Source organism: Marinicauda algicola (assembly GCF_017161425.1).
In the GTDB taxonomy this organism is placed as follows: Bacteria; Pseudomonadota; Alphaproteobacteria; order Caulobacterales; family Maricaulaceae; genus Marinicauda; species Marinicauda algicola.
Window position 1 is genome coordinate 2,254,007 of record NZ_CP071057.1, and the last position, 17,668, is coordinate 2,271,674.

11 protein-coding genes are annotated in these 17,668 nt (G+C 69.3%); 4 read left to right on the plus strand and 7 right to left on the minus strand.

The annotated features are described in order from the left end of the window. Window positions 1-58: 58 nt before the first annotated feature. The 3 genes from putP to mnmH all read left to right on the plus strand — a co-directional run bounded on the left by putP (window position 59) and on the right by mnmH (window position 5,951). Complete coding sequence (gene putP / locus JW792_RS11160; RefSeq protein ID WP_135995768.1) at window positions 59-1,543, plus strand: sodium/proline symporter PutP; 1,485 nt, start codon at window positions 59-61, stop codon at window positions 1,541-1,543. 175 nt (window positions 1,544-1,718) lie between these two features. After that, window positions 1,719-4,868 (plus strand): isoleucine--tRNA ligase, encoded by a 3,150-nt coding sequence (ileS, locus tag JW792_RS11165; RefSeq protein WP_135995767.1) that lies wholly within the window; start codon window positions 1,719-1,721, stop codon window positions 4,866-4,868. Between the two features lie 9 nt (window positions 4,869-4,877). Next, window positions 4,878-5,951 carry a tRNA 2-selenouridine(34) synthase MnmH gene (mnmH, locus tag JW792_RS11170; protein WP_135995766.1) on the plus strand — a complete coding sequence of 358 codons (1,074 nt, stop codon included), beginning with the start codon at window positions 4,878-4,880 and terminating at the stop codon, window positions 5,949-5,951. A 69-nt stretch (window positions 5,952-6,020) separates the two neighbouring features. Here the strand turns inward: mnmH and JW792_RS11175 are convergent, their stop codons facing one another. The 7 genes from JW792_RS11175 to ahcY form a co-directional block, all read right to left on the minus strand. Beyond that, window positions 6,021-6,860 carry an SMP-30/gluconolactonase/LRE family protein gene (locus JW792_RS11175; RefSeq protein ID WP_135995765.1) on the minus strand — a complete coding sequence of 280 codons (840 nt, stop codon included), beginning with the start codon at window positions 6,858-6,860 and terminating at the stop codon, window positions 6,021-6,023. A gap of 108 nt (window positions 6,861-6,968) precedes the next feature. Then, window positions 6,969-9,380, minus strand: a complete 2,412-nt coding sequence (locus JW792_RS11180) for an FtsK/SpoIIIE family DNA translocase (RefSeq protein WP_135995764.1) — start codon at window positions 9,378-9,380, stop codon at window positions 6,969-6,971. A 70-nt stretch (window positions 9,381-9,450) separates the two neighbouring features. Beyond that, the gene (locus JW792_RS11185; protein WP_135995763.1) at window positions 9,451-10,737 is read right to left on the minus strand and encodes an NHL repeat-containing protein; all 1,287 of its coding nucleotides are present in this window, start codon (window positions 10,735-10,737) and stop codon (window positions 9,451-9,453) included. A gap of 39 nt (window positions 10,738-10,776) precedes the next feature. Next, window positions 10,777-13,239: a sensor histidine kinase gene (locus JW792_RS11190; protein ID WP_135995762.1), complete on the minus strand. Its 2,463-nt coding sequence runs from the start codon at window positions 13,237-13,239 to the stop codon at window positions 10,777-10,779. A gap of 138 nt (window positions 13,240-13,377) precedes the next feature. Next, entirely contained in the window at window positions 13,378-13,794 is a 417-nt protein-coding gene (locus JW792_RS11195) for an energy transducer TonB (RefSeq protein ID WP_135995761.1), read from the minus strand. 76 nt (window positions 13,795-13,870) lie between these two features. Beyond that, on the minus strand, window positions 13,871-14,314 hold the full coding sequence (locus JW792_RS11200) for an energy transducer TonB (RefSeq protein WP_135995760.1): 444 nt from the start codon (window positions 14,312-14,314) through the stop codon (window positions 13,871-13,873). Between the two features lie 111 nt (window positions 14,315-14,425). Continuing rightward, entirely contained in the window at window positions 14,426-15,844 is a 1,419-nt protein-coding gene (ahcY, locus tag JW792_RS11205) for an adenosylhomocysteinase (protein WP_135995759.1), read from the minus strand. Window positions 15,845-16,185: 341 nt separating this feature from the next. Here ahcY and JW792_RS11210 point away from each other — a divergent pair, with 341 nt between their 5' ends. Then, window positions 16,186-17,667: a hypothetical protein gene (locus tag JW792_RS11210; RefSeq protein ID WP_135995758.1), complete on the plus strand. Its 1,482-nt coding sequence runs from the start codon at window positions 16,186-16,188 to the stop codon at window positions 17,665-17,667. Window position 17,668: the final 1 nt, after the last annotated feature.

A 17,668-nucleotide genomic window follows, 5' to 3' on the forward strand; every position in this document is an offset into this window, starting at 1 on the left:
CCCCCGGCCGGAAGCGCCGGCCTTCGCCCTTTGTGCTGAAGCAGATACGGACAGTGAGATGGAATTCGGAACGGGCGTTTCGCTCGCCGCCTATTTTGTCGTGATGATCGCGATCGGTCTTTACGGATTCAAGGAATCCACAAGCGATTCATCGGGTTATCTCCTGGGCGGGCGCAAGCTCGGACCGGCGGTCACCTCGCTCTCGGCAGGGGCCTCGGACATGTCCGGCTGGATGCTGCTCGGCCTTCCCGGCGCGATGTACGTCTCCGGGCTCTCGGCGAGCTGGATCGCCTTCGGCCTGCTGCTCGGCGCGCTGACCAACTATCTCGTCGTGGCCCCGCGCCTGCGGGTCTATACCGAGGTGGCCCACGACGCGATCACGATCCCGGAATATTTCGAGAAGCGCTTCGAGGACAGGACGCGGCTCCTGCGCGTCATCTCCTCGATCGTGATCGTGGTCTTCTTCACCCTCTACACCTCGTCCGGGGTGGTGGCGGGCGGCAAGCTGTTCGATTCCGCCTTCGGCCTCGATTACCGCATCGGCCTCTACGTGACGGCGGGCGTGGTCGTGCTCTACACCCTGCTCGGGGGCTTTATGGCGGTGTCCATGACCGACTTCGTGCAGGGCTGCATCATGTTCGTCGCCCTCGTGATGGTACCGCTGGTCGCCCTGACCGGCGTCGGCGGGGTGAGCGAGCTCAAGACCACGCTGAACGAGATCGACCCGACCATGCTGAACCTCTTCGGCGGGGTCGGCCTCGTCGGCATCATCTCGGCGATGAGCTGGGGGCTCGGCTATTTCGGCCAGCCCCACATCATCGTGCGCTTCATGGCGATCCGCTCGGTCAAGGACGTCGCCGCGGCGCGCAATATCGGCATGAGCTGGATGTTCGTGACCATCGTCGGCGCGCTGGCGACCGGGCTCGTGGGCCTCGCCTACGTGACCCAGCGCGGCATCCCGCTGGAAGATCCCGAAACCATCTTCATCGTCCTGTCGAGCGATCTCCTGTTCAACCCGTATGTCGGCGGCTTCCTGCTGGCGGCGATCCTGGCCGCGATCATGTCGACCATCTCCTCCCAGCTGCTGGTGTCGTCGAGCTCGCTGACCGAGGACTTCTACAAGATCTTCCTGCGCCGCAATGCGAGCGAGACCGAGCTGGTCACGATCGGGCGCATCGCCGTGGTGGCCGTGGCCGCCGTCGCGATCGCGCTCGCCTACAATCCGGACTCCAACGTGCTGGAGCTGGTCTCCAATGCCTGGGCCGGGTTCGGCGCGGCCTTCGGCCCGATCGTCATCCTGTCGCTGTTCTGGAAGCGCATGACGCGCTGGGGCGCGCTGGCCGGCATGGTGGTCGGCGCGGTGACGGTGCTCTTGTGGGTCTATGTGCTCGGCCTGTCGCCGGTGATGTACGAGATCGTGCCCGGCTTCATCGCCTGCATGCTGTCGGTCGTCGTGGTCTCCCTGATCACGCCGGGACCGAAGGCGAGCGTGGAAGCCACCCACGAGAAGATGGAAAGCGAGATGGTCGAGCGCCTGAGCTAGGCGCCCCGCTTGCCCCCGGGTGAAGACAGCCGCTCCGGCCTGCCGGGGCGGCTGTTTTCGTCTGCGGGGCCTCAGCCTTGCAATCGCGCGTCCGCATCAATAATCACTGGCGTTCATGCCGCCCGGCGAGCCCCTGCCGGGCGGCCGGCCCTTCACAGAAGAGAGAGCCCGTCCGATGAGCGGATCGTCCTCGCAAGGCAAACCCCATTTCCCGCCGCTGGAAACGCCGGTGAACCTGCCCGCGATCGACCGCGAGATCCTGGACTTCTGGAAAGCGGACGACACCTTCAAGGCCTCGATCGAAGAGCGCCCGGAGGAGGACCAGTTCGTCTTCTACGACGGCCCGCCCTTCGCCAACGGGCTGCCCCACTACGGCCACTTGCTGACCGGCTTCGCCAAGGACATCATCCCGCGCTACCAGACCATGAAGGGCAAGCGCGTGGAGCGCCGCTTCGGCTGGGACACGCACGGGCTTCCCGCCGAGCTCGCCGCGGAGAAGGAACTCGGCATTTCCGGGCGCAAGGCGATCACCGAGATGGGGATCGGCAAGTTCAACGCCGCCGCGCGCGAAGGCGTGATGAAATACGCCGCCGAGTGGGAGGAATACGTCACCCGCGCCGCGCGCTGGGTCGATTTCGAGAACGACTACAAGACGCTCGACCTGACCTTCATGGAAAGCTGCCTGTGGGGCTTCAAGCAGCTCTGGGACAAGGGGCTGGTCTACAAGGACTACCGCGTCGTGCCCTATAGCTGGGCGGTGGAAAGCCCGCTTTCCAACTTCGAGACCCGGCTCGACAATTCCTACCGCAACCGTACCGACCCGGCGGTCACGGTGGGGTTCAGGATCGCGCAGGGCCAGGGAGATCTCTCCGGCGCGAACATCCTGATCTGGACGACGACGCCCTGGACGCTGCCCTCCAACCTCGCGGCCGCGGCCGGCGAGACGATCACCTATGCGGTGATGGAAAAGGAAGGCGAGCGCGTCATCCTCTCGGTCAACGCGATCGAGAAGTACAAGAAGCAGCTCGAAGGCTTCGAGCAGACCGGCACGGTCAAGGGCAGCGAGCTGAAGGGCCTTCGCTACGAGCCGCCCTTCGACTACTTCAAGGGCCGGTTCGAGGAGGCCCACCAGGTCCTTCTCGCCGAGTTCGTCACCGACGAGGACGGCACCGGCATCGTCCACCTCGCCCCCGGCTTCGGGGAAGACGACCTGAAGGCCTGCCGCGAGGCGGGCATCGGCGTCGTGGTACCGGTCGACGCGGCGGGCCGGTACACCAGCGAAATCTCCGACTTCGAGGGCATGCTGGTCTTCGACGCCAACAAGCCGATCATCGCGCGCCTGAAGGAAGAGGGGAAACTCTTCCGCCACGACACCTACGACCACAACTATCCCCATTGCTGGCGCACCGACGAGCCGCTGATCTACAAGGCGGTGGAGAGCTGGTATGTGCGCGTGTCGGACTTCCGCGAGCGCATGGTCGAGCTCAACGAGCAGATCAACTGGGAGCCGGACCACGTCAAGCACGGCATCTTCGGCAACTGGCTCGCCAACGCGCAGGACTGGAACATCTCGCGCTCGCGCTTCTGGGGCACGCCGATCCCGGTCTGGGTCAGCGACGATCCGGACTATCCGCGCGTGGATGTCTACGGCTCGATCGAGGAGCTGGAGAGGGATTTCGGGGTGAAGGTCACCGACCTGCACCGCCCCTTCATCGACGAGCTGACCCGTCCCAACCCGGACGACCCGACCGGCAGGTCGGCCATGCGCCGCGTGGAGGAGGTGTTCGACGTCTGGTTCGATTCCGGCTCCATGCCGTTCGCCCAGGTCCACTACCCGTTCGAGAACAAGGACTGGTTCGAGAACAATTTCCCCGCCGACTTCATCGTCGAGTACGTCGCCCAGACGCGCGGCTGGTTCTACACGCTGATGGTGCTGTCCACCCTCATCTTCGACCAGCCCCCGTTCAAGAACGCGATCTGCCACGGCGTGGTGCTCGACGAGAACAAGCAGAAGCTCTCCAAGCGCCTGCGCAACTATCCCGACCCGCTGGAATTCTTCGACCAGTACGGTTCCGACATCATGCGCTGGTTCCTGTGCTCCTCCCCGGTGCTGCAGGGCGGCAACCTGCTGGTGCCGAAGGAGGCGCGCGAGATCGCGAGCGTCGGGCGCGAGGCGATCCAGCCCTTCCTGAACGCCTATTCCTTCTTCTCGCTCTACGCCAATCTGGAAGAGCGCAGGCCCCGCCTGATCGACGACGCGCAAGAGGCGCTCGACCGCTATATCCTGACCAAGACCGGCGAGCTCGCCGAGTCGGTCTCCAGCGCGCTCGACGCCTTCGACATCCCGCGCGCCCATGCCGAGGCCTCCAGCTTCTTCGATGCGCTGACCAACTGGTATATCCGCCGCTCCCGCGCCCGCTTCTGGGGCACGAGCGAGCGCGCCACGCGCGATGCCGCCTTCGACACGCTCTACACCGTGCTGGTGCAGACCTCGAAGATCATGGCCCCGCTGATGCCGATCGTGGCGGAGAAGCTCTACAAGTCCCTGACCGGCGAGCGCTCGGTCCATCTCGCCCTGTGGCCGGAGGCCGGCGAGTTCCCGCAGCATCACGATCTCGTGCGCTCCATGGACCTCGTGCGCTCGGCCTGCTCGGCGGCGCTGGCCGTGCGCGAGCGCTACCGCCTGCGCGTGCGCCTGCCGCTGAAATCGATGACGCTCGTGCATGCCGACGCGGAAAACATGGCGCCCTTCACCGATCTCATCGCCGACGAGATCAATGTGCGCGACGTGCGCCTGTCCACCGACCTGGAAGCCCACGGCTCGCTCGAGCTGAAGGTCGATCCGCGCATCGGCAGGCGCCTCGGTGCGAAGATGAAGGAGGTGATGGCCGCCTCCAGGCAGGGCGATTTCACGCTCAACGACGACGGCACCGCCACGGTCGCCGGCGAGACGCTCGCCGCCGACGAGTTCGAGATGCGCGTGGTGACGCCCGAGGGCAGCGCGGCGGAGCCGTTCGCGGGTACCGGCGCCATCGTGCTCGACATCTCGGTGGACGAGGACCAGGAGCGCGAGGGCCTCGCGCGCGACCTCAACCGGGAGATCCAGACGGCGCGCAAGGAGATGGATCTCGACCTCTCCCGGCGCATCGCGATTTCCTACGACGCCTCGGACAAGTGGGCCGAGGTGATCGAGGCGCACAACGCCTTCCTGAAGACCGAGGCGCTCGCCACCTCGATCGCGCGCGATTCGGCCCTGGAGCCGACGCGCACGGTGGAGATCGGCGGCGAGACCATCCGGCTTCGCATCGAGCCGGTGGAGGGCTAGAGACCCCACGTGCGCGATCCCGTCGATCAGTTCGACAAATCCGTCCTCGGCCGGTTCGACGACATCATCGATGTCAGGAGCCCGGCCGAGTTCGAGGAGGATCACGTGCCCGGCGCCGTCAACCTGCCCGTCCTCGACGACGAGGAGCGCGCACGGGTCGGCACGATCTACAAGCAGGTCTCGCGTTTCGAGGCGCGCCGGCTCGGCGCGGCGCTGGTGGCGAAGAACATCGCGGGCCATCTCGAAACCGCGCTCGCCGACAAGCCGGCCGGCTATTCGCCGCTGATCTATTGCTGGCGCGGCGGGCAGCGCTCGGGCTCGATGGCGCTGATCATGACGCAGGTCGGCTGGCCGGCAACGACGCTGAAGGGCGGCTACAAGACCTATCGCGCCCATGTCCAGCACGCCCTCTACGAGGGCATGGAGCTGCCGCCCGTCATCCTCCTGGACGGCAATACCGGCACGGGCAAGACGGCCCTCCTGCCGCTGCTCGAGGAGAGAGGGGTCCAGGCGCTCGATCTGGAGGCGATCGCCTGCCATCGCGGCTCGATCTTCGGCGGGCTCGGCCTCGACGCCCAGCCGAGCCAGAAGGGCTTCGAGAGCCGGCTGTGGCACGCGCTGTCCCGGCTCGACACCGCGAGACCGGTGGTGATCGAGGCGGAATCCAGCAAGGTCGGCCTGCGCTCGGTCCCGCCCGTGCTCTGGAAGGCGATGGAGGCGGCCCCGCGCATCGAGATCAGCGCCCCGCCGCAGGCGCGCGCCGACCATCTCGTCGCCGCCTATCCCGAACTGCTGTCCAACCCGGAACGTCTCGAGGCCTGCCTGACGGCGCTCAAGCCCCTCGTGGGCGGGGCGATGATCGAGGAGTGGCGGGCCCTCGCCGGGCAGGGCCGGTTTGCCGATCTCGCCCGCGGCCTCATGGAAACCCATTACGACCCCGCCTACGCGAGGTCGCGCGCGCGGATCGGGGGGGAATTCCTGGCGACGCTGGACACCGACCGGCTCGACGCGGACGGGCTCGCGCGGCTGGCGGACCGGGTGGCGGAGGTGGTGAAGGGCTGGCGGGCCGGCCCGCGCGGCTGATCCGAGAGGTCCCGAACCCTTCCCGCCCTCCTCATCGAGGCGGAGGGAGGTTCCTTTCGCCCGGCTGCGCTACTGCGCCCACCGGAAGGCCAGCACGCCATTGTCGAAGAAGGTCGGGATCGCGAACAGGCCGGCCTGCGGCGCGTAGCCCGGATCGGCCGAGTTGATGCCCATCAGGCGGGTGTCGGAGATCACGGTGACTTCGCCTTCGGCGTCGAGATGGAAGATGCGGCCCGGCCACTGGGTCAGCACGTAGCCGCCGCGCCCGTCCGGCACGAGGCCGTCCCCGCCGCCGAAGCCGTTGGCGACCTCGCTCGCCTCGCGCGTCTGCCAATCGATCGCCCAGAGCACGTCGCCGACCAGGGCGAGCAGGCGATCGTCCTCGGCCATCAGCCCGTTGAGCCCGCGCGCCAGCGGCTCGCCCTCCATCCAGACGGTCATCGCCCCGCCCTCGAGCGCATGGATCCGCCCGGTCCGGGAATCGGAGACGAGCACCGTGCCGTCCGGGCCGATCGTCACGTCGTTGAGGAATTGCGCGCCCTCCACGGCGTAGCGGGCGAGAACCTCGCCGGTCGCGAGATCGATCTCCACGAGATCGTTTATGTCGGAGACGTAGAGCCGGTCGCCGGTCGCGGCCATGCCCTTCGGCCCGTCGAGCCCCTCGGCAAAGCGCGAGGTCACGATGTCGCCCTCGAGCGAGAGCAGCGAGATGAAGCCGTCCCCGTCCTCGTCCAGCGGCACGCCCTCGTTGATGCTCGAGACCAGGAAGGCGTCCAGCCCGGGCACGTAGAGCACCGACTCCGGATTGGCGAAGCCGCCCGTCTTCCAGACCCGCTCGAAGCCGAAGACCTGAGCGGTGGCGGGTGCGGCGAGCGTCGCGGCGGCAGCAAGGGCGAGAAGGGTACGCATGGGGAGCCTCCCGGGTTGTCGATCGCCGCGAGGTTAGCGCCGGTGCCGGGCGAAGGGGCTCACGATCGTGTGAGCCGCGGTCTCTCGCCGGGCAGAGGGAGGGTTGTCCTAGACGTCCTCGCGCTCGGGCAGGAAGATCTCGCGCTTGCCGGCATGGTCGGAGGGCCCGATCATGCCCTCGTCCTCCATGCGCTCGATGAGGCTGGCGGCGCGGTTGTAGCCGATCTGCAGGCGGCGCTGGATATAGCTCGTCGAGGCCTTGCGGTCGCGCGCGACGACGGCGACGGCCTGGTCGAACAGATCGTCGCCCGAGCCGCCCTCCGAGCCGAAGAGATCGCCGTCCCCGCCGTCCTCGTCGCTGTCCTGGGTGACCTCGTCGAGATAGTCCGGCGTGCCCTGCTTCTTGAGGAAGTTCGCGACCTCCTCCACCTCGCGGTCGGTGACGAAGGGGCCGTGCAGGCGGCGGATGCGCCCGCCCCCGGCCATGTAGAGAAGATCGCCCATGCCGAGCAGCTGCTCGGCGCCCTGCTCGCCGAGGATTGTGCGGCTGTCGATCTTGGAAGTGACCTGGTAGGAAATCCGCGTCGGGAAGTTCGCCTTGATCGTGCCGGTGATGACGTCGACGCTGGGGCGCTGGGTGGCCATGATGAGGTGGATCCCGGCCGCGCGCGCCATCTGGGCCAGGCGCTGGACCGCGCCCTCGATCTCCTTGCCGGCGACCATCATCAGGTCGGCCATCTCGTCGATCACCACGACGATATAGGGCATGTGGACCGGCTCGATGGTCTCGGTCTCGTAGACCGGTTCCCCGCTCTCCCGGTCGAAGCCGGTCTGCACGGTGCGCTCGAGCATCTCGCCGGCTTCGCGGGCCTTCCTGGCCTTGTCGTTGAAGCCGTCCATGTTGCGCACGCCGACCTTGGACATCTTCAGATAGCGCGACTCCATCTCGCGCACGGTCCATTTCAGCGCCGCGACGGCCTTCTTCGGGTCGGTCACGACCGGGGAAAGCAGGTGCGGGATGCCGTCATAGACCGACAGCTCCAGCATCTTGGGGTCGATCATGATGAAGCGGCAGTCGGCCGGGGCGTGGCGGTAGAGCAGCGACAGGATCATGGCGTTGATCCCGACAGACTTGCCCGAGCCGGTGGTCCCGGCGATCAGCAGGTGCGGCATGCGCGCGAGATCGGCGAAGAAGGGCTCGCCCCCGATCGTCTCGCCCAGGGTGAGCGGCAGTTCGGCCTTGGCCTTCTCGAACCCGGTCGAGGACAGGAGCGCGCGCAGATAGACCGTCTCGCGGTGCTGGTTGGGCAGCTCGACGCCGATCGCGTTGCGGCCCGGCACGACCGCGACGCGACAGGCGACGGCCGCCATCGAGCGCGCGATGTCGTCGGCCAGGTTGATCACGCGGCTGGTCTTCACGCCGGGCGCGGGCTCGAGCTCGTACAGCGTCACCACCGGGCCGGGGCGGACCTGCGTGATCTCGCCCTTCACGCCGAAGTCGGACAGCACGGATTCCAGCAGTTCCGCGTTCTGCGCGAGCGCATCGGAATCGGCCATCTCGGCGCGCGGCTGGGCGGGCTTCAGGAGATCGAGCCGGGGCAGCCTGAAGCCTTCCGCCTCCGCGAAGGGCAGCGCGCCCTGGGCCTCGCGCGCCTCGCGGCCGGACGGCTTGGGCGCCTTCTTCGGCGCGACCTTGACGCTCGGCGCGATGCGGTCCGAGGGCGCGGGCGGCTCCTTGCGCGCCCTCGCCCGCTCGCGGCGCGACGGTCTCTCGCCCTTCAGGAAGGCCGGCGCGGTCTCGGCGCGTCCGTCGCGCACGGGTGCGGTGACGATCTCGCGCTCGTCGCGCCGCCAGGGACGCGGGATGCGCCCGGCGATCTGGTCGATCCAAACCCGGGCCGTCACCCAGGCGAGCTCCGCGCTGTCGCGCGCGCTCGCGAGATCGCGCGCGGTCAGGCCGAAGCAGAACACCGTGCCGAGCACTGCGGCGACGAGACCGATCGCCCCGGCGACGGCAAGGCTCGCCGGAACCGAGAGCGCGGCGAGCGCGCCGGCTGCGGCGAAGGCGAGCCGGTCGCCCCACACCCCGCCGAGCCCGGCCGCGAAGGGCCAGTTCAGCGGCATCGGCAGGGAGGACAGCGCCGCGGCGAAGCCCGACACCCCGATCACGGCGCACAGGATGCGGAACACGATCACCGTGCCCGGGCGTCCGCGCGGGCCGGCGACGACGAGGATCAGCCCCCAGCCGGCCAGGATCAGGGCGAGCCCGAGTCCGGCCCAGCCGAAGCTCTGCAGCAGGAGATCGGCCGCGACGGCGCCCCGCGGCCCGGCGAGATTTCTCACCGGCTCCCCGGAGGCGACATTGAGGCTCGGATCGAGCGGATGATGGCTGAGCGCGGCGACCAGCAGGAAGGCGCCGAGGCCGGTCATGGCAAGCCCCGTGGCGAGCGTGCGCAGGCGCGCGAACAAGCTCGCGCGCGGACGCTCGGGACTCGGGGCGGAGGCGGGACGCTGGCTCATCGCGAGAACACTGCGCGAAGAGTCTTCAAAGGTCGTAAATGCCCATTAACCCTGCAGCGGCCGGCGCAGCTCACTCCACCGGCCAGGTCAGCACGACGGCCGGCTCGCGCGCGGCCTCGGGTGCGGACCCGTCCTCGGGAAACAGCGCCCACTGGGCATTGGCGAGCAGGAAGGCGCGCCCGTCGGCGATTTGAAGGCTCGTCGGCTCGCCATGCGCGCCGAAAGCGGCATGGGAGGTCAGCACCGGCTCGGCGTCGGCGAGACGCCCCTCGCCATCGAGCGTGATGCGAAGGACACCCATCGGCGCCGCGCCGTTGCGCACGGCGTAGATCGCCCCGTCGGGGCCGACGGCCAGCGCGTCGAGCCCGACCAGGCTTTCCCCCGAGGCCGGCGTGCGCGCCAGGCGCGCTTCACCCGTGCCGGGATCGATGCGCCACAGGCCGAGCGCGTAGTCCGCGACCCAGACCGAGCCGGCAGCCGCGACGACGCCCTGGAGCGAGGCGAAACGGGTATCCTCTGCGAGGATTTCCAGATCGGCGAGCGGGCCGGTCAGGCGATAGACGCGGTCCGCCCCGCTGTCGCCGACATAGACGATGCCGTCGCGCACGGTGAGGCCGGACAGCTGCCCGGCCCCCTCGATCTCGTGGCGCACCATGAGATCGCCGGTGACCAGGTCGAATGCGAGAAGCGCGGTATCGGGAGCCTCGCCCTCGCCGAGCGGCGTCTGGGGCACGGTGCCGGTCGTGGCGTAGAGCAGGCGATTGCGCGAATCCACGGCGAGCCCGAAGACCGAGCGGAGCCCGTCGCCCGCATCGGCGAAGAGGCGCGGCTCCTGGCTGCCGTGCTCGACCACCCAGATCGCCCGTTCCGCGACCCCGCCGAGAAACAGCCGCTCGGTCTCGATATCGATCTCCAGCGCCTCGATCAGCGCATCGGGAAGCGCGATCGTCGCGAGGCGTTCGGCCCCGCCCTTCGGCGCGCCATTGGCGGACAGGCGCGCGGCGACCGCCTCCATCCGGTCCGGCGCGGCCGCGCGCAAGGCATCGAGCGCGTCCAGCGCGTCGAGGTCGAAGACCAGCCCGGCGCGTGCGATCGCTTCGAGCGCGGCGATCCGGCCCTCCGCGTCGCCGGCCATGCCGGCCAGGATCACGGCGTTGGACAGAAGGCCGGGCTGGCCGGGCTGCAGGGCGAGCGCGGCGGCATTGGTCCGCCTTGCCGCCTCGATATCCGCGTTTGCGGCCGCCGCACGCGTCTCCGCGCGCAGCAGGCGGGAGGTGTCGAGCGGGTCGAAGCCTTCCTGGGCGGAGGCGGCGGTCGTCGCGGCGAGGAGCGCGGTGGAGAGAAGAGCTCTGATCATGGCGGCAGAAAGCCACACGCACGCCGGGCCGGCAAGCGCTCAGGCCTTGCGGCCGCCCTTCAGCGCCAGCTCCGGGGCGGAGTGCTCGATGGCGGCGGTCACCGGAAGGTGGCAGGTCACGCGCGTGCCCTCGCCGGGCTCGCTTTCCAGCTCCACCCAGCCGCCGTGCAGGCGCACGATGTCGTTGACGAGGGCGAGGCCGAGCCCGGCCCCGCCGCCCTCGCCGCGCTCGAAGCGCTCGAAGATCTTCGCCTGGCGCTCCGGCGCGATGCCGCGCCCGTCGTCGGCGACCCACAGGCGCGCCTCGCTGCCCTCCACCTCGGCGCCGATCTCCACGGTGCCGCCGGCATCGACGTGATCGATCGCGTTGGTGATGAGATTGTAGAGGACCTGCTTGATGCGGTTGGCATCGGCGCGGATCGCCCCGGCATCGCCCTCGGTCTCGAGCCTCAGCCTGACCCCTTCGTGCTCGGCCCGGCTCGCGATCAGCTCGCTCGCCTCGCGGGTGAGCTCTCCGAGCCGCACGTCGCCGAGTTCGAGCTCGAGCTGGCCGGCATCGATGGCGGCGATGTCGAGGATGTCGTCGATCAGCTTGGCAAGCTGGCTCGAGGCGGTCTGGATCGCACCCAGATGGCTCTGCTGGGCCTCGTTGAGCTCGCCGGCGAGCCCGGATGCGATGAGATCGGCATAGCCCCCGATCGTGGTGAGCGGGGTTCGCAGCTGGTAGGAGACGTGCTTGACGAACTCGGTCTTGATGCGCTCGGACGCCTCCAGTGCCTCGGCCTTGTCGCGCAGTGCCGCCTCGATGCGCCGGCTGTCGGTGATGTCGTCCCAGGCGATCAGGGTCGCCCCGTCGGGCAGCGGGCGTGACAGCCAGGTCAGCACCGTGCCGTCCGAGCGCCTGATCTCGCCGGTCGTGGCCTTGCGCGCATCCGGCCCGGGATCGGTGATGCGGGCCTTGAGCGCGCTCCAGGCTTCCGGATCGGGATGCAGCGGATGGCAGGCGTCGGCGACCTCCTCGAAGGGCGCGTTCTCCAGGGTTTCCGGATCGAGCTTCCAGACCCGCGCGAAGGCGGCGTTGGAGAGCTTCAGCCTGCCGTCCGACCCGAACACCGCGACCGCCTCGTTCAGCTTGTCGAGCGTGGCGCGCTGGACCTTGAGCAGCGTCTTGTACTGCGCCTGCAGGGTCAGCTGGTCGGTCATGTCCTCGAAAATGAAGAGCAGCCCGCCGGACGGGTGGCGCTGGCGCGCGACGCGCAGCGTGCGCCCGTCGGGCAGCGGCCAGAGCTCGTCCGGGGTCTCGGCGGTCGGCGGGTTCTCGTACTGTGAGAGTTCGGCTTCCTTCCAGGCGACATAGTCGGCCTGCTCGGGCAGGAGGCGCTTCTCGCGCAGCTGGTCGAGCAGCGCGCCGTGGGAGGGCCGCTCGTTGAGCGTCGCCTCCTCGAGACGGAAGAGCTGGGCGAAGGCGCGGTTGTAGAAGCTGAGCTTTCGCGACCGGTCGAAGATCGCCACCGCCTCGGCCATGTGGTCGAGGGTCTCGTCATGGGCCTCGGACAGGCGTTCCAGCTGGGCCTTGGCCTCCTCGCCCTCGGTGACGTCGAGCGCCAGGCCCGCGACCCCGCCGGACACGGGGAAGAGCGCGAGCTCCATCACCCGGCGCTGGGCGTGCAGGACCGCCGCCTTCACCGAGCGGCGCGGCTGCCCGGAGCGCAGCGCTTCGCGCGCCTGCTCCTTGATCGCGGCGTCGAGGAAGACCTGGCCGGACAGGACCGCCTGCGCGTTCTCCGCGCCGACCGCCTCGACATAGGCGGCATTCACCCATTCCAGTCGGCCCGCCGAACTCAGGCGGAAGGCCGGGTAGGGCGCGCGGCCCAGCATGTCCAGGAAGGCGAGCGGATCCTCGGAGACGACCCGGCGCGCCTCCTCCAGACGCCCGCGCGCGCCGGATTCCTCGAGGCCGCGGATCGTCGCGTCGGTGAGCCAGAGCACGAGCTGGGCCCCGGCCGCGCGCCCGTCGGCCTCGATGAACCGCCCGGACGGCCCGGCGATGGTCAACGAGAAGGCCTGGCCGGTTTCCATCAGCGCGGTCATGCGCTGGCGCAGCGTGGTGTCCTCGCCGCCCGCCGAGCGCGCCTCGAGATCGCCGAGCCCGTCGAGCAGGGCGGCGGCCGGATTGGCCCCGCCCGGGGCGCCGAGATCGGCGAACTTGAGCATGGCGGCCAGCGCGGTCGGCGAGCCATAGACCTTCGGGCGTGCCCACTCGGCGGCGGTCGGATCGGGCGGGGTCTCCCAGACGATGACGAGGCCGGGATGGGCGCCGAACACGCTGTCGGCCTGAGCCAGACGGTCCTCCAGCCAGGCGACGCGGCGGCGCCACTGGCCCTGGACGCGGCGCACGCCGGTCGTCAGCCGGAAGGCCCACAGCGCGGCGGCGACGGCAAACGCGACCGCGCCTGCCGTGACGATATAGGTGGCGAGCTGGACCGGCTCGGCGACCGCCATGGAGACTTTCCCTGTTCCGCCCCCGCCGCGCAGACGCGCCGCGGCCCGGATCGTGGCGCCGGGGCGCTTCCGATTCACGAATCAGAACTTTACCGGATGGTGAATCATCTGGCGACGGGGTAACGAACTCGCCTGCCGCTAGCGCGGATGGGGATGGTCGTAGGCGTAGACGATGACATCCTCGCAGGCTGCCACCGGCCGGCCGTTCGTGACCCTGTCCAGGTCGAAACGCCAGTCCCGCACGGCGCGGCGGCTGGCTTGTCTCAGATGACGGTGATGGGAACGCGGTGCCCCGGAAAAGCCCAGAAACTCGAGATCGCGCACCCGCCCGTCCGCATCGACCCGGTATCGCACCTCGACCGCGGCCCGGTAGTCGTTGTCGCCGTGATAGGCCATGCGCCAGATCGCGGCAGGCAGTGCATGCGGGGCGAAATCGGCTGCCGAAGCCAGCCCGTCCTCGCGCGCCGTCTCGCAGGAGACCGGATCAGCGGCCGCGCCCGGCGCTGCTGCGGCGATGACGCAAGTGCCCGCCAGCGCTGTCACGAACCTCTTCATTCGACAACACTCCCATCCGAGCGGCGCCCTGTCGAGTGCCAATCTCCGCATAAGGCCGGCCGCAGGCCGCGCCGGGTCAGCGCACCGTCACCTCGCCCATGCGGAATTCGAACAGGACGACACAGCCGGTCAGGTAGGCGCCCTGCGAGAGCGGGCGGAAGCGCCAGTCCTCGACGGCCTCCGCGGCCTCACGGTCGAAGCTGCCGCCGGGCACGCCGCGCGCGACGCGGACATTCGCCACATCGCCGCTCTCCTCCACGTCGAATTCGACGATCGACCAGCCCTGCAGGCCGCGGCTCCAGCCCCGGGCGGGATAGTCCGGCATCGGCGCGGCGACCGCCTGCAGCGGCTCGCCCCGGCACCCCTCGCCCGAGGCCGCTGCGCCGACATTGGGCGGATTGGGAAAGTCCGAGCGCGCGACGAACGGGCCGCGCTCGCGCGGATCGGCGAGCGGGTTGACGCTGTCGACCGCGGCGCAGGCGGAAAGCAGGAGCGGGGCGAAGAGGAAGAGCAAGCGCATGGGGCCGAAACTGGCGCGGGACGGAGCGCCACGCAAGCGGTGTACGCCGAAACAAGAACCCCGCCGGCACGGAACCGGCGGGGTTTCCCGTTTCGCTTCGGAGCTTCGCTCCTAGTAGCGGTAGTGCTCGGCCTTGAACGGGCCCTTGGATTCGACGCCGATATAGTCGGACTGCTCCGGGGTCAGCTCGGTCAGCTTCGCGCCGAGCTTGGGCAGGTGCAGGGCGGCGACCTTCTCGTCCAGGTGCTTGGGCAGGATATAGACGTCGTTCTTGTACTGATCGCCCTTGGTCCAGAGCTCGATCTGGGCGAGCACCTGGTTGGTGAAGGAGGAGCTCATCACGAAGCTCGGGTGACCGTTGGCGTTGCCGAGATTCACCAGGCGACCTTCGGACAGCAGGATGATCTTGTGGCCCTCGGGGAATTCCACGAGATCGACCTGCGGCTTCACGTTCGTCCACTGGAAGTTTCTGAGCGCCTCGACCTGAATCTCGTTGTCGAAATGGCCGATATTGCAGACGATCGCCATGTTCTTCATCGAGCGCATGTGGTCGACGGTGACGACGTCCTTGTTGCCGGTGGCGGTCACGACGATGTCCACCTCGCCGATCACGTCTTCCAGGCGCACAACGGCGAAGCCGTCCATGCAGGCCTGCAGGGCGCAGATCGGGTCGATCTCGGTGACCGAGACGCGGCAGCCGGCCTGGGCCAGGGATTCCGCCGAGCCCTTGCCGACGTCACCGTAGCCACACACCACGGCGGTCTTGCCGGCCATCATCACGTCGGTGCCGCGACGGATCGCGTCCACCAGGCTCTCGCGGCAGCCATAGCGGTTGTCGAACTTCGACTTGGTAACGGAGTCGTTGACGTTGATCGCCGGGAAGGCGAGCTCGCCGCGCTTGGCCATCTGATAGAGGCGCATGACGCCGGTGGTGGTCTCTTCCGACACGCCCCTGATCGCGCCCTTGGCCTTGGCGAACCAGCCCGGCGAGGCCTTGATGCGGCGCCGGATCGTGTCGAACAGGAACTTCTCCTCCTCCGACTTCGGCTCGCCGAGCACGGAGGGGTCCTCCTCCGCACGGGTGCCGAGCTGGAGATACATGGTGGCGTCCCCGCCGTCGTCGAGGATCATGTTGGCGGTCTCGCCGTTCGGCCAGTGGAAGATGGCGTCGGCAAACTCCCAGTATTCCTTCAGCGTCTCGCCCTTGTAGGCGAAGACCGGGATCTTGCGCTCGGCGATCGCGGCGGCAGCGTGGTCCTGCGTGGAGAAGATGTTGCACGAGGCCCAGCGCACTTCGGCGCCGAGCTCGACCAGCGTCTCGATCAGCACCGCGGTCTGGATCGTCATGTGCAGCGAGCCGGCGATGCGCGCGCCCGCGAGCGGCTTCTTGCCCTTGTACTCGTCGCGCAGCGCCATCAGGCCCGGCATCTCGATCTCGGCCATCTCCATTTCGATGCGGCCCCACTTGGCCAGGGAGATGTCCTTGACGTAATTGTCGTTCTTCGACGCGGCGTCGTGCAGAAGGGTCATGGATGTGCCTTTTTGTTTCGCATGCGGTGGCGGCGGCCGGGGAAGGCCTGCCGGGGAATGAGCGAGGCGGTGTATAACGACTCGCCCTCCATCCCGCAAACGGCGTCCGGCAACGACGGATTCGTGAAGGTTGGATGAAAATCCTGCACCATCGGACTTGGTGGTTTCTGAATCCGGTATCCTTCTTGTATAAACGATCCGGTAACGATCTTCGTGTGCCGCCGGGAGACACCGGCGCGGCTCGAGCGTTGCGAAAGCGGACCGGGATTGCGGCCGCGCGGCCGGGGGGCGGCGCGCGGCGCAGGGCAGACCCGGCCGGGTGCGATGAGGGGAATACGATCATGGCGAATCTGCCGACGGCTCACGCGAGCCAGGGTTTCGGCCGGAAGACCGTCGACTTCTATGCGGCGCCCGGCCAGGTGGTGGGGTCCGATCCGCGCGCGCGCGCCGACGAGCGCCGGATCCAGGATGTGGACGGCGCGCGCCACGCGGTGCGGCTCTCCGAATCCAGGTTCGCGCTCGCCCCGGGCGATCTCGCCGCGGTGCTTCGGGTCCAGCCCGGCCCGGCGCGCAAGTCGCGTCCCGTCGCGGTGATCAACTATTCGGAAAGCAGCTGGACGCGGACGCAGCCGGAGGCGAGCGCCGTGCTGGCCAAGGCCGGCGTGGCGCGCAATCTCAACTGGCTCGCCTCGATGCTGGCCCTGCTGGCCGCGATGGCGGTCGTACTCTGGCCGGCGCTTCGCGCCTTCCTTGTCGAGCTGTTTCCGGCGAGCCTGTCGGCCCTGCCCGCCTTCGACGTGTTCGCGCTCACGGCTTCGGCCATGCCCGACCTCGCCGCCTGGCGCCTGTCCGGGACGGCCGGCCCGCTCGCGGCGGGGATCGAGGGTGCGGTGCCGGCCCTGGCCGGCCACGGCCTCACCCTCGTGTTCGCCGGCGCGGTCGCACTCGGCGCGGTCATCGCCTTCGCGGCGCGGTCCTGGCGGCTGCTGTGGCTTCCCCTTCTCATCGGCGCGATCGGCGTCGGGGCGATCGGGCTCGCCGGACCTCAGCAGGCCGCGCTGCCTGCCCTGCTGGCGCTCGCCGGGGTGACGCTCCTGTTCCTGATCGGCGGTGCCATCAACCGCGCACGCGACGTCTGGCGGCTGGAGCAGCGCATCGCGCGCCTCGCCGACCACCTGTTGCGCCATCCGCCCGAGGAAATGGTCGCCCCGGCCGGCGCGAGCGCGCATGCCGGCGCAGACACGCTCACACTCGACTCAGAGACGGCGGAGACCGATGCCGGGGCGCAGCCGGGCGGCGAGCCGGAGGCTCGCGGCGAGGACACGCAACCGGCCGGGCACGCCAGCGCGACCGCCGCGGCGGCCGCCGCGGCCGAGAGGGCGGCACGCGAAACGGGCGCCCTGAAACGTCCGGCGGCGCGAGGCGAAGACGAGGCAATGACCGCGGACAGCGAGAGCGAAGCGGGAAGCGAGGCGGCCGCCGAGTCCGCGAGCGGGACGCAGGCCGCGCAGGACCGTGTCGAAGTGCCCGAAGGCGAGGCCGCCGAGGACGACGAGACCGGCCGGCCCGATGGTTTCGTTGCGCGGGTGGAGGCCGGCGAGCCGGCCCTCGCCGAGCCCGGGGACGCGGACGGGGTCACGGCCGAAGGCGGCGACGCGGAAGACCTGCGAGACGAGATCGCCGAAAAGCCGGCAGGCGGCGAGGATCCGCGCTACGCGGCGCGCGACATCTCCCTGCCTCCTCCCCCGCCGATGCCGCGGCCGAGCGAGGGCGAAGACAGCGAAACGGCCACGACCGATGCCGAGGAGCCCGCACGCAGCTGAC